This is a genomic window from Streptomyces sp. CAI-85 (assembly GCF_013363615.1).
GTDB classification, from domain to species: Bacteria; Actinomycetota; Actinomycetes; order Streptomycetales; family Streptomycetaceae; genus Streptomyces; species Streptomyces antibioticus_B.
The window spans coordinates 17,620-43,587 of the sequence record NZ_JAANNX010000015.1 but is presented as its reverse complement, the minus strand read 5'-3'; the positions used below and the strand labels follow the sequence as shown (position 1 = coordinate 43,587).

Sequence of the window (25,968 nt, the reverse complement as noted above, 5' to 3'; positions counted from 1 at the left end):
GGGCTACGCCACCCGCGCGTCCTGCGTGGGCAGCGGCGGCAGTTCGGGGCGGTCCAGCCAGGCCGTCAGGAGGGTGTCCAGGGGGTCGTCGGCGTGGCGGGCGACGTGGGAGCGGAAGGTGGCGGTGGAGACCGCGCCGCCGCGGTGCAGGCCCGCCCAGGCGCGCAGCATGCGGAAGAACGGCTCGTCGCCCATCGCGCAGCGCAGCGCGTGCAGGGTGAGGCCGCCGCGTTCGTAGAGCCGGTCGTCGAACATCGACTTGCGGCCGGGGTCGGCGAGGCGCAGGTCCTGCGGCCGGCCGGACAGCAACCGGTGGGCGGCGGCGGCCAGTTGCTGGGCGGTCCGGCCGCCCGAGCGCTCCGACCACAGCCACTCCGCGTACTTGGCGAAGCCCTCGTTCAGCCAGATGTGCCGCCAGTCGGCGATCGACACGCTGTTGCCGAACCACTGGTGGGCCAGCTCGTGCGCCACCAGACGCTCCGAACCACGGGCCCCGTCCACATGGTTGACGCCGAACAGCGACAACCCCTGGGCCTCGACGGGGACATCGAACTCCTCGTCGGCCACGACCACGGCGTACTCGTCGAACGGGTAGGGCCCGAAGAGCCGTTGGAACAGGTCCATCATCGCGGGCTGCCGGGCGAAGTCCCGGGAGAACTGCGGCAGCAGATGCGCGGGGATGTGCCCGTGCATCGGCACCCCGCCGAGCCCCGGATCGCCGAGCAGCACCGTCTGGTACTTGCCGATCGACAGTCCGACCAGATAGCTCGACGTCGGCGCCGCCTGCTCGTACACCCAGGTCGTCGTGGACGCCTTGGTGGTGCGGGTCAGCAGCCGGCCGCCCGCCACCACCGAGTACGCCGACGGGGTGGTGATCGAGATGAGGTAGGTCGCCTTGTCGGCGGGGCGGTCGTTGCAGGGGAACCAGGAGGGCGCGCCGGTCGGCTGGCTCGCCACCAGCGCGCCGTCCGTCAGCTCCTCCCAGCCCAGCCCGCCCCAGGGGCTGGAGACCGGCTTGGGATTGCCCGACCAGTGGATCTCCACGGTGAACGCGGCCCCCGCGCGCAGCGGCTTCGCGGGCCGCATCCGCAGCTTGCCGCCGCGGTGGGTGTAGGTGGCCTGCCGTCCGTCCACCCGGACCCGGCCGATCCGGAAGTCGGCCAGATTGAGCTGGAACTCGGTCAGCGGCGCCCGGCCCGCGATCGCGTTGATCCGGGCCGTGCCGGAGAGCCGGTTGGGGCCGGGCCGGTAGTCCAGCGTGAGTTCGTAGCGATGCACCCGGTACCGGGGATCGCCGTTGTCCGGGAAGTACGGGTCCGGACCCACTGACTGCTGCACTGCCACTTCCGCGTCCGCTCCCTGCGCCGTGCTCCAACCGCCGCCGACCCACCGGCCGCCGACCCACCAGGCGCCCGCGCACCCGCCGTCGGCACACCGCCCGCCGGGTCCGGGGTGCCCGCTCTCAGGGGCGCCACGCCTCGATCGGGTTGCCCAGCCACCGGGTGTCGTCCGGGACGGACTCCGCGGCCATGACGAGCGACGCGGGACCCAGCGTCGTACGGGCCCCGACCGTGCTGCCGGGCAGCACGATCCCGCCAGGGCCCAGCGTGGCACCCTCACGGAGGACCACAGTATCCGTCCGCAAGATCCGGTCGTGGAAGAGGTGAGTCTGGAGCACACAGCCCCGGTTGACCGTCGCCCCGTCCTCCAGGGTGACCAGGTCCGCCTCCGGCAGCCAGTAGCTCTCCACCCACACCCCCCGCCCGATCCGCGCCCCGAGCCCGCGCAGCCACACCGCCGTCACCGGCGTCCCCGGCACGGCGGCCCCCAGCCACGGCACGGCCAGCACCTCGACGAAGGTGTCCGCCAGCTCGTTGCGCCACACGAAGGAACTCCACAGCGGATGCTCCCCGCCGCGGTGCCGCCCCACCAGCAGCCACTTCGCCACCACCGACGCCGCCCCGGCCGCCACACCCGCCCCGAGCAGCACCGGGCCGCCCAGCAGCGGCGCCCAGCCGCCCAGCGCGCACAGCGCCGCCACCGTCAGCACGGCCAGCGCCGCCGAGCAGAACACCGGCACGATCCGGCACAGCTCCACCAGGCCCCGCGCCCACAGCAGCCGCGCCGGCGGCTCATAGGTACGGCTCCGGTCGCCGTCGGCCGCGCTCCGCGGCAGCCTCACCGGCGGCAGTCCCAGATAGGAGCTGCCCTTCTTCGCCTTCTTCGGCGTCGCCGACAGCACCCCGACCAGCCCGCCGTCCGGCACCGACCGGCCCGGCGCGGTCATCCCCGAGTTCCCGAGGAACGCCCGCCGCCCGATCTCCGCCCGCCCGATCCGCACCCAGCCGCCCCCCAGCTCGTACGGCGCGGTCAGCGTGTCGTCGGCGAGGAACGCGCCCTCGCCGACCGTGGTCAGACTCGGCAGCGCCAGCACCGTCGACACCTCGGCGCCCCGCCCGATCCGCATCCCGAGCAGCCGCAGCCACAGCGGGGTGACCAGCCCGGCGTACAGCGGGAACAGCGTCTCGCGGGAGCGGTCCATCAACTGCGTCACCGTCCACGCCTGCCAGCCCACCCGGCCGTGCGTGGGATGCGTGCCCTCCCGCAGCCCGACGCTCAGCAGCCGTACGGCGACCAGCAGCAGCACCGCGTACGCCAGCCCGTAGGCCAGCGTCGCCGGGACCAGCGCGAGAACCGCCCCGCGCAGCGCCCCGCCGAGCCCGAGACCGGGGGTGACGAACTCCCGCGCGACCAGCAGCGCGGCCCCGGCCGCCGCCACCGGCAGCAGATTCAGGCCGACGCCGCTCACGCCGTACATCACCCGCCAGAACCTGCCGCGCGCCGGCCGCTCCTTCGGCCAGTTCCGCTTGGCCTTGCCGAGCTTGACCGCGGGCGCGCCCGCCCAGCGCTGCCCGGTCGGGACCTGCCCGGTGACCGCCGAGCCGGGCGCCACCTCGGCCCGCTTGCCGACCCGGGCGCCCGGGAAGAGCAGGCTGCGCGTGCCGACGACGGCGTGCGCGCCCACCTTGACCGCGCCGATCTCCAGCCGGTCGCCGTCCAGCCAGTACCCGGACAGATCCACCTCGGACCCGACGGCGGCGCCCCGGCCCAGCTTCAGCAGCCCGGTGACCGGCGGCAGCGAGTGCAGATCGACGTCAGGCCCGATCCGGGCGCCCAGCGCGCGGGCGTACCGCTCCAGCCACGACCCGGTCAGCGAGACCGCCCCGGTGGTCTCGGCGAGCCGCTCGGCCGTCCACAGCCGCAGATGCACCGACCCGCCCCGCGGATACCGGCCGGGCGTCACCCCTCGCAGCAGCAGCCGCGCCCCGCCCGCCGCGAGCGCGATCCGCCCGGGCGGAGTGAACAGCACCAGCACGCCGACGCCCAGCAGCCACCAGGGCGCGGCCGGCAGCCAGGCGTACCCGGGCAGCAGACGGCCCACCGCGGCCAGCGCGACCCACCAGCGCAGCCCCAGCAGGGCCGCGAGCGGGACCAGGATCAGAAGCTGCGCGAACTGCGCCCGTCTGGGCACCGGCGCCACCGTCCGGCGGTCGCCGTCCTCCCGCACCGACGCCTCCAGCCGGCGGGCCAGCTTGCGCAGGGTCGGCTGCTGGTAGACGTCCAGCACGGCCGCGCCCGGATAGCGGGTGCGCAGCCGGGTGGTGAGCTGGGCGGCGGCCAGGCTCCCGCCGCCGATCGCGAAGAAGTCGTCGGTGGCCGAGGCGACCGGCAGGCCCAGCACCTCGGTCCACTGCTCGGCCAGCCACGCCTCCGTGCCGTACAGCCGCTCGCCGGGGGCCTCGACGCCCTCCAGCGGCCAGGGCAGCGCGTCACGGTCGACCTTCCCCGAGGTCCGGGTCGGCAGCTCGGCCACCGGCGCGAGCAGCGGCACCAGGGCGGCGGGCAGCCCGGCGCGCAGCTTCTCCACGGCCGCGGACCGGTCCCAGCCGTCCTGCGTCACCACGTACCCGACGAGCAGTTGATTGCCGCCCCGCGCGGTCCGTACGGCGGCCGCGGCCCCCGCGACACCGGGCAGCGCCTGGAGCGCCGCGTCCACCTCGCCCAGCTCGATCCGCCGCCCGCCGAGCTTGATCTGCTCGTCGGCCCGCCCCAGGAACACCAGCCCCTCGGCGTCGGCCCGCACCAGGTCACCGCTGCGGTACGCCCGCTCCCAGCCCAGGGAGGGCAGCGGCGCGTACTTCTCCGCGTCCTTCACGGGGTCCAGGTACCGGGCGAGCCCGACCCCGCCGATCACCAGCTCACCGCTGCCGCCCAGCGGCACCGGCTCCCCGCCCTCGTCGACGACGGCCAGCTCCCAGCCGCGCAGCGGCAGCCCGATCCGCACCGGCTCCGCGCCCGACATCAGCGCGGCGCACGCGACCACGGTGGCCTCGGTCGGCCCGTACGTGTTCCACACCTCCCGCCCCTCGGTCACCAGCCGCTGCACCAGCTCGGGCGGGCACGCCTCCCCGCCGAAGATCAGCAGCCGGACGTCGTTGAGGGTCTCGGGCTCCCAGAGCGCGGCCAGGGTCGGCACGGTGGAGACGACGGTGATCTCCTGCTCGACCAGCCACGGCCCGAGATCCGCCCCGCTCCTGACCTGCGCCCTGGGCACCGGCACCAGACAGGCGCCGTGCCGCCAGGCCAGCCACATCTCCTCGCAGGAGGCGTCGAAGGCCACCGACAGTCCGGCCATCACCCGGTCGCCGGGCCCGATCGGCTCCTCGGCGAGGAACAGCGCGGCCTCGGCGTCCACGAACGCGGCAGCGCCGCGATGGCTCACGGCGACCCCCTTGGGCCGCCCCGTCGAACCGGAGGTGAAGATGATCCAGGCGTCGTGCCCGACCCCGGGCCGCCCGGCGCTCGTCCGGCGTTCGGCGCTCCCGGCCGGGGCGATCTCGTGCCCCGCGCCGATCACCGCCCGCACCCCCGCCTCGCCGAACACCAGCTCGGCGCGCTCGTCGGGGTCCTCGGCGTCGACCGGGACATAGGCGGCACCGGCCGCGAGCACGGCCAGGATCGCCACGTAGAGATCGTTGGTGCCGGACGGCACCCGCACCCCCACCCGGTCGCCGAGGCCCACCCCGGCGGCGGCGAGCCGGCCCCTGAGCCGCTCCACCTCCACCGCGAGCGCCCGGTAGGTCAGGGGCGTGGTGCCGTCGTCGAGGGCCCACTCGTCCGGGTACGACCGCACGGACGCGTCGAACACGTCGACCAGGGTCCGCGGGGAGGCGGCGGGGCCGCCGGAGAAACGTGCCGTGTCACCGAGCTGTACGCGGATGTCGTCGTCGAGCAGGCCGAGAGCACTGCTCTCGTCAATGGCTGCCATCGGTCCTCGCGTCTCGATCCCGGAAGCCTCCGGGGCGCCGGCGGGCCCGCAGGTCTGCCTGGGGTTGTCCGGGCCGGCTCCGTAACAAGCCGGAAATTTTAGTACGACGCTAAGGACGCCCCTTGTGGACAGCCACCGGACGGACCCGTCCGGGGGACCCGTGACGAACCGCGCACCCACCGTGACCTGCACGGCTCACGGGCCGGAACGGGGCCGGGGAGACATCGGCCACACCAGGGTTCCGGCAGTCATATGGTTCGAGGTGATTTATGGTGACTCAAGGAGTATGCCCCTACCGGAGGTGCAATGATGCGCGCCGCGGCAGCGATCGTCTCTCTGGCTGTCGGTGTGGCGCTCATCGTCGCGACATCGGCGTGCGACCAGAACGGCTCGAAGTCGTCGAACGCCCACTACGGCGACTGCCCCGTCTCGGGAGAGTACGGCGAGTTCCATCTGACGCCCGAGACGGCGGGCGCGCTCACGGTCAAGACGACGCTGCCCGCGCCCGGCTGGTGGAACGGCGACACCGCGGACACCGTCAAGAGCGGCTACGAGTACTGCATGGCCGCCAACATCGCCTACCGGTCCGGACTCGACCGGGTGAAGGTCCTCAACGCCCCGTTCCCGCAGGTCGTGTCCGGCCGCACCTCCGACTTCGACCTGGCCCTGGCGCAGATCACCATCACCCCGGAACGGAGTAAGGTCGCCGACTTCTCCCCGCCCTACCTCTCCTCGACCCTCGGCGTGCTGATCAGGGACGGCGAGAAGATCGACGAGAACAACATCCGGGACGTCCGCATCGGCGTGGCCGAGGGCACCACCGGCGAGCAGTTCGTCGAGGACCGCATCAAGCCGACCCGGCCCGTCACCGCCTTCGCCAACGACCCCGAGATGATCAGCGCGCTGGAGGACGGCCGGATCGACGCCGTCGTCCACGACACGACCATCCTGCTGGCCTACCCCCAGAAGCAGGAGAGCCGGGTGAGCCTCATCGGCCAGTACCGGACCGACCAGGGCTACGGCGCCCTGTACCCGAAGGGGTCGCCCGACCGGGACGAACTCGACCGGATCATCCGCCAGCTCATCGACGACGGCACGCTCGCCAAGCTGTCGGCCGTCTACCTCGGCGCCGCCTTCGGCCGGGACCCGGCCAAGATCCCGTACTTCACGGTCGACGACAACTCCTGAGCACTCCCCGGGGGCTCCCGTCGCGGTTCACGGTTCGCCGGTTCACAGGGCGCCGGTTCACAGGTCGTCCAGCAGCAGTCCGCTCAGATCCCCCGCCGCGCCCGCGTCGAGCGCCTGCTCCGCCCAGATGATCTTGCCCCGGTCGGTGTACCGGGTGCCCCACCGGCGGGACAACTGCGCGACGAGGAACAGACCGCGGCCCCCCTCGTCGGTGGAGGCCGCCCGGCGCAGATGCGGGGAGGTGCTGGTGCCGTCGGCGACCTCGCAGATCAGGCTGTCGCGGTCGCGCAGCAGCCGCAGCCCGATCGGGTTCGCCCCGTACCGGATGGCGTTGGTGACCAGTTCGCTGAGGATCAGCTCGGTGGTGAACGCGGCCTCGCCGAGCCCCCACGCCTCCAGCCTGCGGGTGGCCTCGGCGCGGATCCGGGGCACGGCCGCCGGATCGTCGGGCACCTCCCACTCCGCGACCTGGTCCGGGTCGAGCAGCCGGGTGCGGGCGACGAGCAGCGCCACGTCGTCGCCCGACCCGGCGCGCAGCATCGCGTCGAGCACCGTCCGGCAGGTGTCGTCCAGATCGTCGTCGTACGTCTCGGCGAGCACCTCGCGCAGCATGGCGAGCCCGACGTCGATGTCCCGCCCCCGGGCCTCCACCAGGCCGTCGGTGTAGAGGACCAGCCGGCTGCCGGCGGCGAGCCGCAGGTCGGCCGTCTCGACCGGCAGCCCGCCGCCCACGCCGAGCGGCGGCGCGACGGGGATCTCGGGGAAGCTCACGGCGCCGTCCGGCGTGACCAGCGCCGGACCGGGATGGCCCGCCCGGGCCAGCACACACCGCCCGGAGACCGGGTCGTAGACCGCGTACAGACAGGTGGCGCCGGTGACGGACTCGGTGTTGCCCTCGGCCGCCGCGTCCTGGTCGATCCGCGCGACCAGGTCGTCCAGATGTGCCAGCAGCTCGTCCGGGGGCAGGTCCAGGGCGGCGAAGTTGTGCACCGCGGTCCGCAGCCGGCCCATCGTCGCGGCCGCGTGCAGACCGTGCCCGACGACATCACCGACCACCAGCGCCACCCGGGCCCCCGGCAGCGGGATGACGTCGTACCAGTCGCCGCCCACCCCCGCCTGGGCGGGCAGATACCGGTGCCCGACCTCCAGGGCGGACAGCTCCGGGAACGTACCGGGCAGCAGGCTGCGCTGGAGGGTGACGGCCGTGGTGTGCTCGCGGGTGTAGCGGCGCGCGTTGTCGATGCACACGGCGGCCCGGGTGGCGAGTTCCTCGGCGGGGGACAGGTCGTCCGGCTCGAAGGGCTCCTGCTCCGACCGCCAGAACTCCACGATCCCCAGCAACTGGCCCCGGGCCTGGAGCGGCACCGAGATCATGGAGTGGATGCCGTACTCGACGACCCGCCGGGCCCGCTCCGGGTCCTGGGCCCGCCAGCCGTCGGCGACGGAGAGGTCCGCCACCAGGACCGGCCGGCCGGTGGTCATCCCGGTGGCCACCGGGTTGCCGGGCACGTACCGCAGCAGCGTCCCGACGGGGTTGAGGGGCGCGTCGCCGAGGATGCCCGCGGACGCGACACGGCGCATCTCGGTGCTCGCCCCCGTCGGCTCACCCCCGTGCAGCACGGGCTCCACCAGCTCGACGGTCGCGAAGTCGGCGAACCGCGGGACGGCCACCTCGGTCAGCTCCTCGGCGGTGCGCCGGATGTCGAGGGTGGTGCCGATCCGGGTGCTGGCCTCGTAGAGCAGTTGCAGACGCCCGCCCGCCACGTCCGCCCGGCCTGCGAGCGCGCGCAGCTCGGTGGTGTCCCGCAGGGTGGCCACGCTGCCGCCCTTGTGGCCCACCGGCCGCACATTGACGGCGAGCAGGGTGTCCCCGGCCAGGAAGACCTTGTCCGTGGCCGCCCGGCCCGACCCGAGCAGCGCGGCCAGGGCCGGGTTCAGCCCGAGCCCGGTGACCGGCTTGCCCTCGGTCTCCGCCGGCAGGGCCAGCAGCCGCCGCGCCTCGTCGTTGACCAGCAGCAGCCTGCCGTCCGCGTCCAGGATGATCACGCCTTCGCGGACGGCGTGCAGCACCGCGTCGTTGTGCTCGTACATCCGGGTCATCTCGACCGGGCCGAGACCCCGGGTCTGCCGCCGCAGCCGCCCGCTGACCAGCGCCGATCCACCCGCGGCCAGCAGCAGCGCGACACCGCCGGCCGCGAAGATCACCGGCAGTTGGTGCTGCACCACGCTGGTCACCTTGTCCACCGTGACACCCACGGTGACCAGGCCGACCGCGTCGCCCTTCTCGTCGAAGACGGCCACCGTCGAGTCGACCGCCTTGCCCAGACTGCTGTCGAACGTGGTCTGGTGCGGCTCTCCCTCCAGCGCCTCCCCGTAGGAGGTGGAGACGTGCTTGCCGATCTGGTCCGGGTCCGGATGCGTCCAGCGGAAGCCGTACGGGCTCAGCGCCACGACGTAGTCGACACCGGTCTTCTTGCGCACCGCCTCGGCGTGCGGCTGGAGCGCCGCCGTCGGGTCGTCGCTCTGCATCGCCTCCGCGGTGCCCGGCGCGTTCGCGAACGACTCGGCCGCCACCAGGGACCGGTCGCCGGCCTCCTGGATCGCACGGCTGCGGTCCTGGATCACGAGCACCGTCACGGCCGTGGCGATGAGCAGCAGGACGACGACCAGTTGCAGCAGGAAGACCTGACCGGCGACGCTGCGCGGCCTGCGCCACGACAGCCGGCGTCGGCCGGCCGCAGGGTGACGGGCCGTCGGACCGGCGTCCGGCGGCCCGGCCGGCGGCGGCGCGCGGTCGTCCTGCCGGCTCACTGGGGCATATCGCCCGAGTCTGCCCATTCCCTCAGTATCGGTGACCTGCCCGAACGGCGCGGCTCAGAAGCGGCCGGACGGGCGGGGAGGGGGCCGGGAGGGCCCGGGGGGTACGACGACGGGGGTACGACGAAAAACCGGTGAGTCATACGACTCACCGGCGATTCGTGAAAGGATCGGGGACGATCTCGCGGATCTTCCCGCTGGTGTCCGAGGGGGGACTTGAACCCCCACGCCCGATAAAGGGCACTAGCACCTCAAGCTAGCGCGTCTGCCATTCCGCCACCCGGACAAGGTGTCTGTCGCGTGGGGTTTCCCCCGCGGCGACGTCGTAAACATTACCAGGCTTTCCGGGGTGCCCGATCACACCGGCCGGCCCGGACGCGGTCGGCGTGAACGGCGTGTGACGGGCGGGGACCGCTCTTGGGAAGGGGGACACGGCGGGGGAGGATGGGACAAGACCCGGTCGCCGTGCGTCACGGCACCGGGGACCACCAGCAGTGACAGCGGGAGGAACAGCGTGAGCGCGACGGACACGGGCAGGAGCGTCACCGGTGAGGACGAGGTCGTGGACCTCTGCCGCGAGCTGATCCGGATCGACACCAGCAACTACGGCGACCACTCGGGCCCGGGCGAGCGCAAGGCGGCGGAGTGGGTCGCCGAGAAGCTCGCCGAGGTCGGGCTCGAACCGAAGATCTTCGAATCGCACCCGGGGCGCGCCTCCACCGTGGCCCGGATCGAGGGCGAGGACCCGTCCCGGCCCGCGCTGCTCATCCACGGCCATCTCGATGTCGTCCCGGCCAACGCCGACGACTGGACCCACCACCCCTTCTCGGGTGAGGTCACCGACGGCTGCGTGTGGGGGCGCGGGGCCGTCGACATGAAGGACATGGACGCCATGACCCTGGCGGTCGTCCGCGACCGGCTGCGCTCCGGGCGCAGGCCGCCCCGCGACATCGTCCTCGCCTTCCTCGCCGACGAGGAGGCCGGCGGCACCTACGGCGCCCGCCACCTGGTCGACCACCACCCCGACCTCTTCGAGGGCGTCACCGAGGCGATCAGCGAGGTCGGCGGCTTCTCCTTCACGGTCAGCGAGGAGCGCCGGCTCTATCTGATCCAGACGGCCGAGAAGGGCATGCACTGGATGAAGCTGACCGTCGCCGGCACCGCCGGCCACGGTTCGATGATCCACCGGGACAACGCGATCACCGAGCTGTCCGAGGCCGTCGCCCGCCTCGGCCGCCACACCTTCCCGGTGCGCGTCACCAAGACGACCCGGGCGTTCCTCGACGAACTGGGCGACGCCCTCGGCACCGAGCTGGACCCGGAGGACATGCAGTCGACGCTCGCCCGGCTCGGCGGCATCGCCAAGCTGATCGGCGCCACCCTGAGCAACACCGCCAACCCCACTCAGCTCGGCGCCGGTTACAAGGTCAACGTCATCCCCGGCGAGGCCACCGCGCACATCGACGGACGCTTCCTGCCGGGCCACGAGGAGGAGTTCCTCGCCGACCTCGACCGGATCCTCGGCCCGAAGGTGCGCCGCGAGGACGTGCACTCGGACAAGGCTCTGGAGACCTCCTTCGACGGGGCGCTCGTCGAGGCCATGCAGTCCTCGCTGCTCGCCGAGGACCCGACCGCCAAGGCGATCCCCTACATGCTCTCCGGCGGCACCGACGCCAAGTCCTTCGACGACCTCGGCATCCGGGGCTTCGGCTTCGCCCCGCTGAAGCTGCCCCCGGAGCTGGACTTCGCGGGCATGTTCCACGGAGTCGACGAGCGGGTGCCGGTGGACGGCCTCAAGTTCGGCGTCCGCGTCCTCGACCGGTTCATCGACGCGTCCTGACGATCCGGTCCGCGATCGGTCCTTTTATTCGGGCGCCTGTACGGGTGTTCCTGAGAAGAGTGAATGCGCCGATAAGCGCGTAGCCTCATTAATTCCTCCTCGTTACTGGTGTTGCGGTCGGCTGATGCGGATCGCTTTTGCCAACAAGGAGGAATAATGATCAAGAAGGTCGTCGCTGCTGCGGCTGCCACTGGTGGGCTGGTTCTCGCGGGCGCGGGCATGGCCGTCGCCGACGCCGGTGCCCAGGGTGCCGCGGTGCACTCCCCGGGCGTCCTGTCGGGCAACGTGATCCAGGTCCCGGTACACGTCCCGGTGAACGTCTGCGGCAACACGATCTCGGTGATCGGGCTGCTGAACCCCGCCTTCGGCAACGCTTGCGTCAACAAGTGACGTCGACCCGTTAGAGGGGTCGTCCACACCGTCGGCCCCGGAGCGCTCCCCATGCGCTCCGGGGCCGACGGCTCTTTTCCGAAGGAATGGCCGAAAACTCGAACGGCTCGAACTGCACCAAGAGCTGTAATGATGCGGGGAATTCGGGCCGAGGACCAGAGGACCAGAAGGAAAGCAGGGATTCAGCAATGCGACACGTCACCCGCAAAAGCCTTATGACCGTGGCGGCGGCGACGGGGGTGATCGCCGCCGCGGGCGGCTACGCCCACGCCGACTCCGGGGCGAACGGCGCCGCCACGGACTCGCCCGGCGTGCTGTCCGGCAACTCGGTGCAGGCACCGGTCAACGTCCCGGTCAACGCGTGCGGCAACACCATCGACGTCGTCGGGATCCTCAACCCGACCTTCGGCAACTCCTGTGCCAACAAGGGCGGGGGAGGCTCGGGCGGCGGCTACGGCGGCGACCAGAGGAGCAACGGCGGCCACAAGGGCCAGGGCCAGGGCCAGCACAGCGGCAGCGGCGGCCACGGGAGCCAGGGCAACCACGGCGGCCAGGGCGGGAACGGGGGCCGGGGCGGCAACGGCGGTCACGGCGGCCACGGCGGTCATGGCGGCTCCGGCGCGCACGGTGGCTCCGGGGGCGCGCACGCCGGCGGGCACACCGGCGGTTCACCCGGCGTGGGCTCAGGCAACAACGTCCAGGTGCCGATCGACGTGCCCGTCAACGCGTGCGGCAACAGCATCGACGTCGTCGGGATCCTCAACCCGGCCTTCGGCAACGACTGCGCGAACGGCGACGTCCCCCGGGACCGCCACCCGGGCAAGCCGCCCGTCCGCGGCCACGAGAACCCCGGCCACCAGGCCCCCGGCCAGTCCAGCCCGACCGTGCCCGAGGTCGTCCCGGCCGCCCCGCAGCAGGTGACGCCCGCCCACACCGTGAGCCAGAACCGGACCGTCGCCGCCCCGCAACTCGCCGAGACCGGCAGCGAACTGCCCCTCGGCCTCGCCCTGCCGACCGGCGCGGCCGCGCTGCTCGCCGGCGCCCTGCTCTACCGCAAGGCGCGCCCCGCCGCGTGACCTCGCGCGACCGCGTGAACGACGGAGCGGGTCCCGCCGACGCGGGGCCCGCTCCGTATGTGTCGATTCCGTATGTGTCGACTCACCTCACCACGTGGCGCGCGCCTGGCGGATGATCCGCCGTCGCAGACGCACCCTGCGGCTGCCGTCACGCATCAGGCTGAGGCGGTGCAACTCCCAGTGTCCGTACTCGGCATGGTCGGTCAGCAGTCGTGTCGCCTCCTTGCGGGAGACCCCGCGCGGTACGTACACGTCGACAAATTCGTATTCCGGCATCGCATCTATTGTGCGGGCTGGGGCCCGGTACGGATAGCGTCTGCACTATGTCTGATGCTGCGCAGCCCACCGCTGCCGAGGTACGTGCCGCCGCCGAGGCGGTCAAGACCGCGCTCGACCGTCACCTGGCGGCGGTCGAACGCAGGACGGGGGAGGACGACCCGGGCGTCTACGAGGCGTTCAACGAGCTGGCCGCGGCCGCCGAGGTGTACGACGAGCTGCTCTACGACCGTTTCGACGAGGTCACGCCCTTCGAGATCCCCGGCACCGAGGACCTGCCGCCGTACGCGGGACCGGAGGAGCCGAACGCGGTGAGCGTGCTGCTGCGCCGGGACTACGCCGTCGCGGAGCCGCAGCGGCTGCTGGCCCAGGCCCAGCGGATCGAGGCGGCGGACGACGAGGGCGGCGCGGAGGTGGCCGGCACGGTGCACGGCGCGCTGGGCATCCTGTTCGGCGAGTTCGAGCCGGACGAGATCGCCTCCCGGCACAAGGAGTTCGGCCTGGAGGAGGGCGACTCCACGCTGTGGGTGCTGGCGGCCGACGAACCCGCCGACCCGGGCGAGTGGCTGGAGGCGCCCTTCGACCAGGCCGACCCGGAGCGGGTGATCTGCCGCTTCGACGTGAGCGCGGTCTTCGACGACGACGATCTCGACGACGAGACGGACGAGGCGGACGACGGGGACGACACGGACCTCGAAGCCGACCTGGACGAGCTGGAAGAGGACGAGGACCTGGAACCGCTGGACGCGGATCGCTGACGGGCACAGACAGAGGGCGGCGGCCGCCGGGGACGACACCCCCGGCGGCCGCCGCCGTTCCGTGTGCCGACCGCGCCGGTCCCTGAGCCTTGTCTAGCCTGCCGGGGGCACCTGGGTGCGCAGCAGCAGCGGGAGCCGGGTCGTGCGCGGCTTCGCCGGGACCTCGGCGACCGCGCGCGGCAGCGCCTGGTCCACGCCGTGCACCACGGACAGATGCCGCTCTGCCCGGCCGAACGCCGTGTAGACCCAGGGGCGGGACAGCGACTGCGCCGCGTCACCGGGGAGCACCACGACCGCCGCGGGCCACCGGCCGCCCACCGCCTGGTGCGCGGTCAGCGCCCACCCGTGCCGCACGGACCGCTCCACCCGCTCCTTGGCCACGACCACCGGGCCGTCGGCGCAGGTCAGGTGCAGCCCCTCCGCGTCGGCGTCCACCACCCGGCCCGGCACCGAACGGCCCGGCGCGGGGGAGTGGACGACCAGGTCACCGGGGTCGAAGCCGCCGAAGCGGCCCGGGCCGGGGTTGAGCCGCTCCTTGAGCGCGGCGTTCAGCGCGCGGGTGCCGGCGGCGCCGCCGTGCCCGGGAGTGATCACCACGGTCTCTCCGGGGGCGAAGCCGAAGGCGCGGGGCACGGAGTCGGCCACGAGCTGCACGGTCCGGTGCACCGCCTCGCCCGCGTCCCGCACCGGCACGATCACGATCTCCTTGCCGGGCGCCTCGACCTGGTTCAGCTCGCCGACACCGATGCCGGAGACCAGTTCGCCGAGCGGACCCGGGTCGGGGGTGCGCGAGGCGATCTGCGGGCACACCCGCGCCGCCAGCAGATCGGCGAAGACCCGGCCGGGTCCGGCGGACCACAGCACCGCCGGGTCACCGCTCAGCACCAGCCGGGCGCCGTCCGGCAGCGACTCCGCGACCGTCGCGGCGGTCTCCACGTCGAGCAGCGGGGCGTCCGTCAGGACCAGCAGATCCAGGGCGAACGCGCCCTCCGCGTCCCGGCCGGGCCCCTCGCTGCCGGCGAGCAGGCCGGGGAGGGTGACCACGGCGCCCTCCGCCCCGGTGCCGTCCGCATCGTCCGGCAGGAGCGCCGCGAAGCGGTCCCGTCCGTCGGGGGTGTGGCAGGCGGCCACCGCACGCAGCCCCCGGGCGCGGGCCGCCGTGAGCAGGGCGGCCGGTTCCGCGCGGGCGGCCTCACCGCCGGTGTGCAGCACCAGTCCGTGTCCGGCGACGGCCCGGACCAGCTCGGCCGCGCTGCCGGACAGACCCTGCGGCTCCCACTCCGGGGACGTCTCCTTGGCAAGGGAGTTGACGATCCGGGCCAGCGCGTCGGCGAGGCTCTCCTCGGCGAGCGCGTACCGCTCCAGACCGACCAGGACCCGGACCGGACGGGACTCCTCGGCGTCCTCGTCCTCGCCCTCGGCGGCCTTGGCGGGGGTGGCGCCGGGCTCGTCCAGGGCGTCCTGGAAGGCGAGGACGTCGCCCTCGGCCAGGGCGCTCTGCACGGCCGCGTCCGCGTCCGGCACGGCCTGGCGGCCGAGCGCGGCGGTCAGCGCGGGCAGTTCCAGGGCGGTGTGACCGGCCAGCGCGGCCTGCTCCAGCAGCCAGACGGTGACGGCCCGGCCGCGTCGCTCGTCGTCCGGGGCGCACTCGGGGCCCAGCAGCGCGCGGGCGAACCCGTCGGCCTGCTCGGGCCGTACACCCGTGACCCGCAGCAACTGCCAGGGGTCGTCCCGCAGCAGCTCCCCGGCTCCCTCGCCGAGAGCCGCCGCGGCCTGCGACGCCAGGTTCTCCGGTGCGCCGCCGTCGGCCAGCACGCGGCGTACGGCGTCCACGGTGTCCGGAGCGGGCGCCGGGGGAGCGGTGGGCTCGACGGCCGGCGGACGCGCGGGCCGTACGGGCTCGGGTGCGGGGCGGCGGGGGGCGGGCTCCGGGTCGGCGAAGGCGCTGGCCGGGGGCTTGGCGCCGCCCTCGACGGCCCGCACGGCGGCGAGCAGGTCGGCCGCCTTGCCGCTCAGCTTGGTGCCGGCCGCGATGGGCTCCGCCCGCTCGGCCCTGCGCCGCTCGATCCGCTCCCGCTCCAGCTTCTGCGCGGCCAACTCGGCCTGCGCCTCGGTGAGCTGGGGGGAGTCGCTCCCACCCTCCCCCTCACCGCCGGCGGCGGGCTCCGTCGCGGGCCCGCCCCCCTCACCCTCCGCCGTCCCCGGCCCGGTGCTCCCCGGCCCCGTGTTCTCCGTGGTCTCCGGCTCGGTGCTCACAGCGTGCTCCAGTCGTGATCGGGGTAGCGGTGCACGGGCGCCGACACGTCGTCCAGAGCCCGGCAGATCTCGTCAGGAAGACTAAGCGCCTCCACTGACAGTGCCGCCGTGAGCTGCTGTGCGTTGCGCGCGCCGACGACCGGCGCGGCCACCCCGGGCCGGTCGCGGACCCAGGCCAGGGCGACCTGGAGCGGGGTCACGGCGAGGCCGTCCGCTGCGGTCGTCACGGCGTCCACGATCCGGGCGGCGGTGTCGTCGAGATACGGCTCGACGAAGGGCGAGAAGTGCTCGGACGCGCCGCGCGAGTCGGGCGGCAGCGCGTCGCCCCGGTACTTGCCGGTGAGCACGCCCCGGCCCAGCGGGGAGGAGGGCAGCAGCCCGATGCCCAGGTCCAGCGCGGCCGGCAGCACCTCGCGCTCGATGCCGCGCTGGAGCAGCGAGTACTCCATCTGGGTGCAGGCCAGCCGGGTCCGGGTGCCCGGCGCTGCGAGCTGCCAGGTGGCGGCCTTGGCGAGCTGCCAGCCGCAGAAGTTGGACACCCCGGCGTACCGGGCGCGGCCGCTCGCGACAGCGATGTCCAGAGCCTGGAGCGTCTCCTCCAGCGGGGTGTCCGGGTCGAAGGCGTGGACGTGCCACAGGTCGACGTAGTCGGTGCCGAGGCGGGCGAGGGAGGCGTCGAGCGCGGCGAGCAGATGGCCCCGTGAGCCGTCGAAGCGGCGGTCCGGGTCGGGCACGCTGCCGGCCTTCGTGGAGACGATCAGGTCCCGCCGGGGCACCAGGCCGTCCATCAGCCGTCCGAGGAGGTACTCGGCGTCCCCGTCGCCGTACACGTCGGCCGTGTCGACCAGGGTGCCGCCGGCCTCCCAGAACGTCTTCATGAGGTCCGCGGCGTCGTGCTCGTCGGTGTCACGCCCCCAGGTCAGGGTGCCGAGCCCGATGCGGGACACACGCAGGCCGGTGCGGCCGAGATGCCTCTGCTCCATGGACGCCGAGATTACTGGCCAGAACTGGGCCGTGGGTTGCCTGTGGATAACCGAATTTCCCCGCGTCAGCCCCCGGATGCCGCCCCTCCGACCGGACGGCCGGCCGCGCGATGCTCACCACACCGGCCTCCCCGACCTCCCGGGCCCGCGCTAAGGTCGGGACAACAGCGTCGTTACTGATCAGTAAGGGGAATCGGCCATGCAGCTCGGGATCAACCTCGGCTACTGGGGCGCGGGAATGGACGCGGACAACCTCGCCGTCGCCCAGGAGGCCGACCGGCTCGGGTACGCCGTCTGCTGGGCCGCCGAGGCTTACGGGTCGGACGCCGCCACGGTGCTCACCTGGGTCGCGGCCCAGACCGAACGGATCGACGTCGGCTCGGCCATCTTCCAGATCCCGGCGCGGCAGCCCGCGATGACGGCGATGACCGCCGCCACTCTCGACTCGCTCTCCGGCGGCCGCTTCCGTCTCGGTCTCGGCGTCTCGGGCCCGCAGGTCTCGGAGGGCTGGTACGGCGTCAAGTTCGACAAGCCGCTGTCCCGGACCCGCGAGTACGTGGAGATCGTCCGCAAGGCGATGACCCGTGAGCGGCTGTCGTACGAGGGCGAGCACTGGACGCTGCCGCTGCCGGGCGGTCCGGGCAAGCCGATCAAGCTGACCGTGCACCCGGAGCGCGAGCACATCCCGCTGTACATCGCCGCGATCGGCCCGAAGAACCTGGAGCAGACCGGCGAGATCGCCGACGGCGCCCTGCTGATCTTCCCGTCCGCAGACCACCTGGAGGACACCGCGATCAAGTATCTGCGGGCCGGGCGCGAGAAGGCGGGCAAGACCCTCGACGGGTTCGACGTCTGCCCGACGCTGCCGCTCGCCGTCGGCGACGACAAGGACGTCGAGAAGCTCGCCGACACCTTCCGCCCGTACACCGCGCTGTACGTCGGCGGCATGGGCAGCCGTAAGCAGAACTTCTACAACCAGCTCGCCCAGCGGATGGGCTACGAGCAGGCGGCGGCCGAGGTCCAGGACAAGTACCTGTCCGGCGACAAGCAGGGCGCCGCGGCCGCGGTCCCGCACGACCTGATCGACGGGACCACGCTGCTGGGTTCGGTGGAGCGGATCGCCGACCGGATGAAGGCGTACGCGGCGGCCGGTGTCACCACCCTGACGCTCGCGCCCGCCGGCTTCACCCTCGACGAGCGCCTCGCGTCCCTGCGGGCCGGCACCGAGGCCCTGGAGCTGGCCGGCCTCGCCTAGAAAAGACGGGCCGACGGCCCGGAAGTTACCGCGGCCGTGGTGGGGGCTCGGGGGTCTTCCCCGCCACGGCCGTCATCGAGAACAACGCGCCGGGAGGCGCGCGGTTACGCCTCCGGCGCGACTCGGCGCGTCCTCCTTTTGGCGCAGTTGTCCGACCAAGCTGTTGCAGCACCCCTCCGGCCGCATTTGACTCGTTGTTCGCGGAGTCCCGCGCCTCGCGGAACCCCGCGGCTACGCGGAGAGGGGTCCCCCGATGCTTACGGCCAAGAGCCTGTTCCAGGAGATCATCGACAACGACGAGTCCTTCGCGCTGTTCTGCTCCATCGCCGCGGGCGGGGAGTCGCAGGGCGGCTGGGAGAACGCCAGGATCGCCGCGCTCGTCCCGCCGGACGAGCGCGCCCTCGCCCCCCGGATCGCCCGCCACGGCGCCGACGAGGACAAGCACGGGCGGATCTTCAACGCGCTGATGAAGAAGCGCGGCCTGGAGCCCGTCCCGGTGCCCTCCGACACCGACTACACGATGCTCCTGGAGCGCGGCGGCATCGGCCTCGCCCACGACCGCCTCAAGGCCGACGAGCCGCTCACCGTGCAGGACATCGTCACCTACCTCTCCCACAGCCGGGTCACCGAACAGCGCGCCTCCGAGCAGATGGAGCTGCTGCGCAAGCACTTCGGGGACGACCCCGGCATCGGCCGCGCCGTGAAGATGATCTCCAACGACGAGGACAACCACCTCGCCTACTGCCACGAGGAACTCCTGCGCTTCGCCCGCGCGGGACACGGCCGCGCCATCCAGCGCACCCTGCGCGCGTGCGCGCTCGCCGAGATCCGCGTCTACCGGGACGTCAGCCTCGCCGTCATGGCCCACATGGGCCGCATCCTGGGCTGGTCGCGTCCCAGGGCCGCCGTCCTCGCGGCCGGCATCCACGCCGTGTACGCGTGGGAGCGGTTCGCGGGCTGGCGGCGCATGGTGTCCCTGGAGATGCCGGAACGGCGCGACGCGCTCGGCGGCCCCGCCACCACCGCCGCCGAGTTCGCCTGAGCCACAGCCACAGCCACAGCCACAGCCGCAACCACGCGTGCGTGCCGGTGGCGCCCCTACAGCCAGCCCCGCCGCTTGAACAACCGGTACAGCAGCACCTCCAGCACGGCCATCACCCCGATCACCGCCGGGTAGGACCACACCCAGTGCAGCTCCGGCATGTGGTCGAAGTTCATGCCGTAGATCCCGGCGATCATCGTGGGAACGGCGGCCATGGCGGCCCACGCCGAGATCTTCCGCATGTCGTCGTTCTGCCGGACGCTCATCTGCGCGAGATGCGCGGACAGCACGTCGGAGACCAGCCGGTCCAGGGCCTCCACGGACTCGTTCACGCGCGTGAGGTGGTCGCTGACGTCCCGGAAGAAGGGCCGCGCCCGCTCGTCCACGAAGGGCACGCCCGAGCCGGGCGCGCCGGTGTCCGCGAGCCGGGTCATCGGCGGCGCCAGCGGCCCCGTCGCCCGGCGGAACTCCAGCACCTGCCGCTTGAAGGTGTAGATCCGCGACGCGGTGTTCCGGGACCCGCCGCCGTCCGGCGAGAACACCTCCGCCTCCAGCTCCTCCAGGTCCGTCACCAGCTCGGTCGACACCTCCAGGTAGTGGTCCACGGTGGCGTCGGCGATCGCGTACAGCACCGCCGTCGGCCCCTTGGCCAGCAGCTCCGGCTCGTCCTCCAGACGCCGTCGTACGGCGGTCAGCGGGGAGCCCTCGCCGTGCCGCACGGTCACCACGAACGCGTCGCCGAGGAACACCATGACCTCGCCGGAGGACACCGCGTCGCTCTCGGACTCGTACACCACCGGCTTGAACACCAGGAACAGCGAGTCGTCGTAGACCTCCAGCTTGGGCCGCTGATGGGCGTGCAGGGCGTCCTCCACGGCCAGCGGGTGCAGCCCGAACTCGCGGGAGACGTGCTCGAACTCGCTCTCGGACGGCTCGTGCAGCCCGAGCCACACGAATCCCCCCGACGTACGTGCTTCGGCCAGGGCGTCCGACAGGTCCTTCGGGCCGTCGGTACGCCGTCCGTCCTGGTACACGGCACAGTCGACGATCACGGAGCGCATTCTCCCCTCGGGCGACGGTCAGTGCATACGCGTGTGCGCCTACGCTGGGCCGCATGCCCACGCTGATCCTCGTCCGGCACGGACGTTCGACCGCCAACACCTCCGGAGTGCTCGCCGGCTGGACACCCGGTGTCAGCCTCGACGAGCGGGGCACCGCCCAGGCCGCCGCACTGCCGGGGCGGCTCGCCGGGCTGCCGCTCAGCGAGGTCGTCGCCAGCCCCCTGGACCGCTGCCAGGAGACCGTACGGCCCCTCCTGGACGCCCGCCCCGGGCTGCCGCTGCACACCGACGAGCGGATCGGGGAGTGCCACTACGGCGACTGGTCCGGACGCAAGCTCGCCGAACTCAAGGACGAACCCCTGATGGAGGTCGTGCAGGCGCACCCCTCCGCCGCCGCCTTCCCCGGCGGCGAGTCCATGCGCGCCATGCAGACCCGCGCCGCCGAGGCGGTGCGCGAGTGGAACGCGCGCGTGGAGCGCGACCACGGCGCCGACGCCGTCTATCTGATGTGTTCGCACGGCGACATCATCAAGTCGCTCGTGGCGGACGCTCTCGGGCTTCATCTCGACCTCTTCCAAAGGATCTCCGTAGAACCTTGTTCCGTCACAGCGATCCGTTACACCCGGCTGCGGCCCTTTCTCCTGCGGCTCGGCGACACCGGCGACTTCGCATCTCTGGCGCCGCGCGAGGAACCGCCCAACGGTGACGCGACGGTCGGTGGCGGCGCGGGCGCACCGTGATCGTCCGCCGCAGTAGGGTGAAGCGGTCCACACGCGCGCGTACACGCATGGACGTTCCCGAAACCCCGACTCCCATGGAGACAGGACGTGTCCCGTCAGGTGTTCCTCTACGACCCCCCGGACCGCTTCGTGGCCGGTACGGTCGGACTGCCCGGGCGCCGTACCTTCTTCCTCCAGGCCACCGCGGGCTCCCGAGTGACCAGTGTGGCCCTGGAGAAGACCCAGGTCGCCGCGCTCGCCGAGCGCATGGACGAACTGCTGGACGAGGTCGTACGCCGTAGCGGCGGCAGCGCCGCCGTGCCCGCGATGGCGCCCGCCGAGAACTCCGACACCGGCCCCCTCGACAGCCCCGTCGAGGAGGAGTTCCGGGTCGGCACCATGGCCCTCGCCTGGGACGGCGAGGAGCAGCGCATGATCGTCGAGGCGCAGGCCCTCGTGGAGCTGGAGGCCGACTCCGAGGAGGACCTCGCCGAGGCCGAGGAGCGGCTCCTCCAGGACGAGGAGAACGGCCCCCCGATGCTGCGGGTCCGCCTCACCGGCGCCCAGGCCAGAGCCTTCGCGAAACGCGCCCTCGACGTCGTCAACGCCGGCCGGCCGCCGTGCCCGCTGTGCAGCCTGCCGCTCGACCCGGAAGGACACGTATGTCCGCGCCAGAACGGATACCGTCGCGGGGCGTGACCACCACCGACCCGGCCCACGCCGACCTGCTCGCCCACGGCGAGCTGACCGTGCGCGGCCGTATCCGCGACGCCTCCAACGCCGCCCTCTACTGCACCGTCGCGCACGAGGGCCGTGAGGCGGCCTGCGTCTACAAGCCCGTCGCCGGGGAGCGGCCGCTGTGGGACTTCCCCGACGGCACCCTCGCCCGGCGCGAGGTCGCCGCCTACGAGGTGTCCCGGGCCACCGGCTGGGACCTCGTCCCGCCCACCGTGCTGCGCGAGGGCCCCTACGGCGAGGGCATGTGCCAGCTCTGGATCGAGGCGGCCCCCGGATCCGAACTGCTCGCCCTGGTCGACGCGGAGGAACCGGAGCCCGGCTGGAAGGCCATCGGGTTCGCCGAGACCGGCGAGGGCCGCCCCGCGCTGCTGGTGCACGCCGACGACGCGCGGCTGCGCCGGCTCGCCGTCCTCGACGCGGTCATCAACAACGCGGACCGCAAGGGCGGCCATCTGCTGCCCACCGCCGACGGCCGGCTCTACGGCATCGACCACGGCGTCACCTTCAACGCCGAGGACAAGCTGCGCACCCTGCTGTGGGGCTGGGCGGGTGAACCCCTGACCGCCGAGGCCGTCGACGTCCTCCAGGGCCTCCAGCGCGCCCTGGAGGCCCCCGGACACCTCACCGGCACCCTCGCCGCCCTCATCACCCCCGCGGAGCTGGACGCCACCCGCGCGCGGGTCGACGCGCTCCTCGCGTCCGGAAAGCACCCCGAGCCGGGCGGGGAGTGGCCCGCGATCCCCTGGCCGCCCGTCTGAACCACCACCTCACGCCCCCACGGCACCCCCTGCACATCGGCCGGAATCCGGCAAGAGCGCCTTCCCGGCCATCCGGTGCGCTCCGGTTCGTGACCGGGACAACGGTCCGGTTACGCTCATGTACATGCATGCCTGGCCCGCTTCCGAGGTCCCCGCCCTGCCTGGTCAGGGCCGCGACCTGAGGATCCACGACACCGCGACCGGTGGTCTCGTCACCCTCGACCCCGGTCCCGTCGCCCGTCTCTACGTCTGCGGCATCACGCCGTACGACGCGACCCACATGGGTCACGCGGCGACCTACAACGCGTTCGACCTCGTTCAGCGCGTGTGGCTCGACACCAAGCGGCAGGTTCACTACGTCCAGAACGTCACCGACGTCGACGACCCGCTGCTGGAGCGCGCCGACCGCGACGGCATCGACTGGGTCGCCCTGGCCGAGAAGGAGACGGCACTCTTCCGCGAGGACATGACCGCCCTGCGGATGCTCCCGCCGCGCCACTACATAGGCGCGGTCGAGGCGATACCCGGCATCGTCCCGCTCGTCGAGCGGCTCCGGGACGCGGGCGCCGCCTACGAACTGGACGGCGACATCTACTTCTCCGTCGAGTCCGACCCGCACTTCGGCGGCGTCTCCCACCTCGACGCGGCCGCCATGCGGCTGCTGTCCGCCGAGCGCGGCGGCGACCCGGACCGCCCGGGCAAGAAGAACCCGCTCGACCCGATGCTGTGGATGGCCGCCCGCGAGGGCGAGCCGAGCTGGGACGGCGGCTCGCTGGGCCGCGGCCGCCCCGGCTGGCACATCGAGTGCGTCGCCATCGCCCTGGACCACCTCGGCATGACCTTCGACGTCCAGGGCGGCGGCTCCGACCTCGCCTTCCCGCACCACGAGATGGGCGCCTCGCACGCCCAGGTGCTCACCGGCGAGTTCCCCATGGCCAAGGCGTACGTCCACGCCGGCATGGTCGCCCTGCACGGCGAGAAGATGTCCAAGTCCAAGGGCAACCTGGTCTTCGTCTCCCGGCTCCGCGCCGACGGCGTCGACCCCGCCGCGATCCGGCTCACCCTGCTCGCCCACCACTACCGCTCCGACTGGGAGTGGACCGACCAGGTCCTCGCCGACGCCGTCGCCCGGCTGGACCGCTGGCGCGCCGCCGTGTCGCGGCCGGACGGCCCGCCCGCCGAGGCGCTGGTCGAGGAGATCCGCGAGGCCCTCGCGCACGACCTCGACGCCCCGGCCGCGCTGGCCGCCGTCGACCGCTGGGCCGCGCTCCAGCAGGAACGGGGCGGCATCGACACCGGCGCGCCCGGCGTGGTCTCCCGGGCCGTGGACGCCCTGCTCGGCGTCGCGCTGTAACCCGCAGGCGAGGGGCGCCCATCGCGTTCGGCGCGGCGGGCGCCCCTCGCCCGTGCTCACTGTCGAGGTGCTGTCGACCGGCTGTCCGCGGCTGCGGCCGCGGGCCGTGTGTGGTGGGCTGGACGCCCGTCGACCGTCCACCGGCGCCGAGGGCGCCGGTCCCTACGCGGAAGGACGCTCCGTGGCACCCACACACGGTTCCTTCGCACGGCCCGCACACCCCCTCTCGCGCCGCGGCCTCCTCGCGGCCGGCGCCGCGACCCTGGGCGCCGTCTCCCTCGGCACACCCGCCCACGCGACCGCCCCCACAGCACCTGATGTGATCGCCCTGCCCGACGGCTTCCGCCCCGAGGGCATCGCCGTCGGCCGCGGCCCCTACGCCTACCTCGGCTCGCTCGGCGACGGCTCGATCTACCGCGCCGACCTGCGCACCGGCCGCGGCCGGATCGTCTCGCCCGGCCCCGGCACCCCCGCGGTCGGCCTCGAACTCGACGAGCGGGGGCGGCTGTTCGTCGCCGGACGCGACACCGGCGCCCGCGTCGTCGACGTGCGCAGCGGCGAGATCCTCGCCTCCTACCGGCTCGCCGCCACCACCCCCACGTTCACCAACGACGTGTTCCTCACCCCGCGCACGGCCTGGTTCACCGACTCCCACCAGCCCACCCTGTACGCGCTGCCGCTCGGCCGGCGCGGTGAACTCCCGGCCGCCGACGCCGTCGTACGGCTGCCGCTGACCGGCGACTGGACCCAGCAGGGCCCCGAGGGCACCGTCAACGCCAACGGCATCACCCGCACCCCCGACGGCTCGGCGCTGCTCGTCGTACAGTCCGGCGCCGGACTGCTGCACCGGGTCGATCCGCGCACCGGCGTCACCCGGCTGGTCGATCTGGGGGACGCGGCCCCGCTCACCAACGGCGACGGGCTGCTGCGCGTCGGACGGACGCTGTACGTCGTGCAGAACCGGCAGAACGCGATCGACGTGTTCACGCTCGCCGCCGACGGGCGCCGCGGGGTCTTCCGGCGGCGGATCACCGACCCCGACTTCGACGTGCCGACCACGGTCGCGCGGTACGGGAACCGGCTCTATCTGCCCAACGCGCGGTTCACCACGCCGCCGGCACCGGACACGGCCTACTCGGTGGTCGCCGTCCCGGCCTGACGCGCCGGTCCGGTTCTCCGCCGGTCAGTCCTCCGACGAGTCCTCGTCGTCGTTCTGCGGCTTGGGCGGCTTCGGCGGACGGGTCCGCTCCCCGGGACCGGGCGGGCCCCCGCCGTCGCGGCGCCGCAGATAGCGCTCGAACTCACGCGCGATCGCCTCGCCGGACGCCTCCGGCAGCTCCGCAGTGTCGCGGGCTTCCTCCAGCGTCTGCACGTACTCGGCGACCTCGCTGTCCTCCGCCGCCAACTGGTCCACGCCGACCTGCCAGGCACGCGCGTCCTCGGGCAGCTCGCCCAGCGGGATACGCACGTCGATCAGGTCCTCCAGCCGGTTCAGCAGGGCCAGGGTCGCCTTCGGGTTCGGCGGCTGCGACACGTAGTGCGGCACGGCCGCCCACAGCGACACCGCGGGCACGCCCGCGTGCGTGCACGCCTCCTGGAGGACACCGACGATGCCCGTCGGACCCTCGTACTTGGTCTCCTCCAGGTCCATCCGCCGCGCCAGGTCGGCATCGGACGTCGTACCGCTGATCGGGACCGGACGGGTGTGCGGGGTGTCGCCCAGCAGGGCGCCCAGGATGACCACCAGCTCCACGCCCAACTCGTGTGCGAAGCCCAGCAGTTCGTTGCAGAACGACCGCCAGCGCATGGACGGCTCGATCCCGCGCACCAGCACCAGGTCCCGCGGCTTGTCACCGCCGACCCGCACGACCGACAACCTTGTCGTCGGCCACGTGATCTTGCGCACGCCGGCGTCCATCCACACCGTGGGCCGGTTCACCTGGAAGTCGTAGTAGTCCTCGGCGTCCAGCGCCGCGAACACCTCGCCCTTCCACTCCCGTTCCAGATGCGCGACCGCGGTGGAGGCGGCGTCGCCGGCGTCGTTCCAGCCCTCGAACGCGGCCACCATGACCGGGTCGATCAGCTCGGGTACCCCCTCGAGCTCGATCACCCAGCGCCTCCTTCCGAC

Annotated in this window: 20 protein-coding genes and 1 tRNA gene; 12 read left to right on the top strand and 9 right to left on the bottom strand. The window is 73.2% G+C overall.

The genetic code is table 11. From position 1 onward, the window contains the following. Positions 1–3: 3 nt before the first annotated feature. A complete protein-coding gene (locus G6W55_RS18945; RefSeq protein ID WP_175522035.1) occupies positions 4–1,344 on the bottom strand; it encodes a M1 family metallopeptidase in 1,341 nt (446 codons plus the stop codon). A gap of 118 nt (positions 1,345–1,462) precedes the next feature. Continuing rightward, positions 1,463–5,329: a Pls/PosA family non-ribosomal peptide synthetase gene (locus tag G6W55_RS18940; RefSeq protein WP_175522034.1), complete on the bottom strand. Its 3,867-nt coding sequence runs from the start codon at positions 5,327–5,329 to the stop codon at positions 1,463–1,465. 309 nt (positions 5,330–5,638) lie between these two features. Here G6W55_RS18940 and G6W55_RS18935 point away from each other — a divergent pair, with 309 nt between their 5' ends. Continuing rightward, entirely contained in the window at positions 5,639–6,517 is an 879-nt protein-coding gene (locus G6W55_RS18935) for an ABC transporter substrate-binding protein (protein ID WP_244368132.1), read from the top strand. Positions 6,518–6,574: 57 nt separating this feature from the next. Here the strand turns inward: G6W55_RS18935 and G6W55_RS18930 are convergent, their stop codons facing one another. Further along, a complete protein-coding gene (locus tag G6W55_RS18930) occupies positions 6,575–9,355 on the bottom strand; it encodes a SpoIIE family protein phosphatase (protein ID WP_175522032.1) in 2,781 nt (926 codons plus the stop codon). 177 nt (positions 9,356–9,532) lie between these two features. After that, a tRNA-Leu gene (locus tag G6W55_RS18925) sits at positions 9,533–9,620 on the bottom strand. A gap of 228 nt (positions 9,621–9,848) precedes the next feature. On the opposite strand from G6W55_RS18925, the gene G6W55_RS18920 reads away from it, so the two are divergent. From G6W55_RS18920 to G6W55_RS18910, 3 genes are all read left to right on the top strand, one after another. Continuing rightward, positions 9,849–11,174, top strand: a complete 1,326-nt coding sequence (locus G6W55_RS18920) for a M20/M25/M40 family metallo-hydrolase (protein ID WP_175522031.1) — start codon at positions 9,849–9,851, stop codon at positions 11,172–11,174. Positions 11,175–11,330: 156 nt separating this feature from the next. After that, positions 11,331–11,564 (top strand): chaplin ChpH, encoded by a 234-nt coding sequence (gene chpH, locus G6W55_RS18915; protein WP_030797370.1) that lies wholly within the window; start codon positions 11,331–11,333, stop codon positions 11,562–11,564. Positions 11,565–11,752: 188 nt separating this feature from the next. After that, a complete protein-coding gene (locus G6W55_RS18910; protein ID WP_175522030.1) occupies positions 11,753–12,640 on the top strand; it encodes a chaplin in 888 nt (295 codons plus the stop codon). 87 nt (positions 12,641–12,727) lie between these two features. Here G6W55_RS18910 and G6W55_RS18905 read toward each other — a convergent pair whose 3' ends face one another. Further along, the gene (locus G6W55_RS18905) at positions 12,728–12,916 is read right to left on the bottom strand and encodes a DUF5703 family protein (protein ID WP_030381515.1); all 189 of its coding nucleotides are present in this window, start codon (positions 12,914–12,916) and stop codon (positions 12,728–12,730) included. A 47-nt stretch (positions 12,917–12,963) separates the two neighbouring features. On the opposite strand from G6W55_RS18905, the gene G6W55_RS18900 reads away from it, so the two are divergent. Next, a complete protein-coding gene (locus G6W55_RS18900) occupies positions 12,964–13,674 on the top strand; it encodes a hypothetical protein (protein WP_175522029.1) in 711 nt (236 codons plus the stop codon). A gap of 93 nt (positions 13,675–13,767) precedes the next feature. Here G6W55_RS18900 and G6W55_RS18895 read toward each other — a convergent pair whose 3' ends face one another. Both G6W55_RS18895 and G6W55_RS18890 read right to left on the bottom strand, forming a co-directional pair. Further along, positions 13,768–15,930 carry a helix-hairpin-helix domain-containing protein gene (locus G6W55_RS18895; RefSeq protein WP_175522028.1) on the bottom strand — a complete coding sequence of 721 codons (2,163 nt, stop codon included), beginning with the start codon at positions 15,928–15,930 and terminating at the stop codon, positions 13,768–13,770. Next, entirely contained in the window at positions 15,927–16,913 is a 987-nt protein-coding gene (locus G6W55_RS18890; protein ID WP_175522027.1) for an aldo/keto reductase, read from the bottom strand. The genes G6W55_RS18895 and G6W55_RS18890 overlap by 4 nt, the downstream gene beginning before the upstream one ends. 199 nt (positions 16,914–17,112) lie before the next feature. On the opposite strand from G6W55_RS18890, the gene G6W55_RS18885 reads away from it, so the two are divergent. Both G6W55_RS18885 and G6W55_RS18880 read left to right on the top strand, forming a co-directional pair. Continuing rightward, the gene (locus G6W55_RS18885) at positions 17,113–18,168 is read left to right on the top strand and encodes an LLM class F420-dependent oxidoreductase (RefSeq protein ID WP_030795403.1); all 1,056 of its coding nucleotides are present in this window, start codon (positions 17,113–17,115) and stop codon (positions 18,166–18,168) included. A gap of 253 nt (positions 18,169–18,421) precedes the next feature. Then, positions 18,422–19,210, top strand: a complete 789-nt coding sequence (locus G6W55_RS18880) for a ferritin-like domain-containing protein (RefSeq protein WP_175522026.1) — start codon at positions 18,422–18,424, stop codon at positions 19,208–19,210. A 56-nt stretch (positions 19,211–19,266) separates the two neighbouring features. Here G6W55_RS18880 and corA read toward each other — a convergent pair whose 3' ends face one another. Next, a complete protein-coding gene (gene corA, locus G6W55_RS18875; protein ID WP_175522025.1) occupies positions 19,267–20,262 on the bottom strand; it encodes a magnesium/cobalt transporter CorA in 996 nt (331 codons plus the stop codon). A 62-nt stretch (positions 20,263–20,324) separates the two neighbouring features. Between corA and G6W55_RS18870 the strand changes: the two genes are divergently transcribed. From G6W55_RS18870 to G6W55_RS18850, 5 genes are all read left to right on the top strand, one after another. Further along, positions 20,325–21,011, top strand: a complete 687-nt coding sequence (locus G6W55_RS18870) for a histidine phosphatase family protein (protein ID WP_175522024.1) — start codon at positions 20,325–20,327, stop codon at positions 21,009–21,011. 87 nt (positions 21,012–21,098) lie between these two features. Further along, positions 21,099–21,689 (top strand): DUF3090 domain-containing protein, encoded by a 591-nt coding sequence (locus G6W55_RS18865; protein ID WP_175522023.1) that lies wholly within the window; start codon positions 21,099–21,101, stop codon positions 21,687–21,689. Further along, positions 21,653–22,486, top strand: coding sequence for an SCO1664 family protein (locus tag G6W55_RS18860; protein ID WP_175522022.1), 834 nt, complete (start codon positions 21,653–21,655; stop codon positions 22,484–22,486). The genes G6W55_RS18865 and G6W55_RS18860 overlap by 37 nt, the downstream gene beginning before the upstream one ends. Before the next feature lie 124 nt (positions 22,487–22,610). Beyond that, positions 22,611–23,840, top strand: a complete 1,230-nt coding sequence (gene mshC, locus G6W55_RS18855; protein ID WP_175522021.1) for a cysteine--1-D-myo-inosityl 2-amino-2-deoxy-alpha-D-glucopyranoside ligase — start codon at positions 22,611–22,613, stop codon at positions 23,838–23,840. 181 nt (positions 23,841–24,021) lie between these two features. Beyond that, positions 24,022–24,999, top strand: a complete 978-nt coding sequence (locus tag G6W55_RS18850) for an SMP-30/gluconolactonase/LRE family protein (RefSeq protein WP_175522020.1) — start codon at positions 24,022–24,024, stop codon at positions 24,997–24,999. Positions 25,000–25,023: 24 nt separating this feature from the next. Here G6W55_RS18850 and G6W55_RS18845 read toward each other — a convergent pair whose 3' ends face one another. Continuing rightward, positions 25,024–25,950, bottom strand: a complete 927-nt coding sequence (locus G6W55_RS18845; protein ID WP_030795428.1) for a PAC2 family protein — start codon at positions 25,948–25,950, stop codon at positions 25,024–25,026. Between the last annotated feature and the right edge of the window lie 18 nt (positions 25,951–25,968).

Excerpts from the sequence above, each read along its gene's own strand:
- G6W55_RS18940 (WP_175522034.1), bottom strand. The coding sequence starts at position 5,329 with ATGGCAGCCATTGACGAGAGCAGTGCTCTCGGCCTGCTCGACGACGAC.
- G6W55_RS18935 (WP_244368132.1), top strand. The coding sequence starts at position 5,639 with ATGCGCGCCGCGGCAGCGATCGTCTCTCTGGCTGTCGGTGTGGCGCTC.
- G6W55_RS18930 (WP_175522032.1), bottom strand. The coding sequence starts at position 9,355 with ATGGGCAGACTCGGGCGATATGCCCCAGTGAGCCGGCAGGACGACCGC.
- chpH (WP_030797370.1), top strand. The coding sequence starts at position 11,331 with ATGATCAAGAAGGTCGTCGCTGCTGCGGCTGCCACTGGTGGGCTGGTT.
- G6W55_RS18910 (WP_175522030.1), top strand. The coding sequence starts at position 11,753 with ATGCGACACGTCACCCGCAAAAGCCTTATGACCGTGGCGGCGGCGACG.
- G6W55_RS18905 (WP_030381515.1), bottom strand. The coding sequence starts at position 12,916 with ATGCCGGAATACGAATTTGTCGACGTGTACGTACCGCGCGGGGTCTCC.
- G6W55_RS18900 (WP_175522029.1), top strand. The coding sequence starts at position 12,964 with ATGTCTGATGCTGCGCAGCCCACCGCTGCCGAGGTACGTGCCGCCGCC.
- G6W55_RS18890 (WP_175522027.1), bottom strand. The coding sequence starts at position 16,913 with ATGGAGCAGAGGCATCTCGGCCGCACCGGCCTGCGTGTGTCCCGCATC.
- G6W55_RS18885 (WP_030795403.1), top strand. The coding sequence starts at position 17,113 with ATGCAGCTCGGGATCAACCTCGGCTACTGGGGCGCGGGAATGGACGCG.
- G6W55_RS18880 (WP_175522026.1), top strand. The coding sequence starts at position 18,422 with ATGCTTACGGCCAAGAGCCTGTTCCAGGAGATCATCGACAACGACGAG.
- G6W55_RS18870 (WP_175522024.1), top strand. The coding sequence starts at position 20,325 with ATGCCCACGCTGATCCTCGTCCGGCACGGACGTTCGACCGCCAACACC.
- G6W55_RS18860 (WP_175522022.1), top strand. The coding sequence starts at position 21,653 with ATGTCCGCGCCAGAACGGATACCGTCGCGGGGCGTGACCACCACCGAC.
- mshC (WP_175522021.1), top strand. The coding sequence starts at position 22,611 with ATGCATGCCTGGCCCGCTTCCGAGGTCCCCGCCCTGCCTGGTCAGGGC.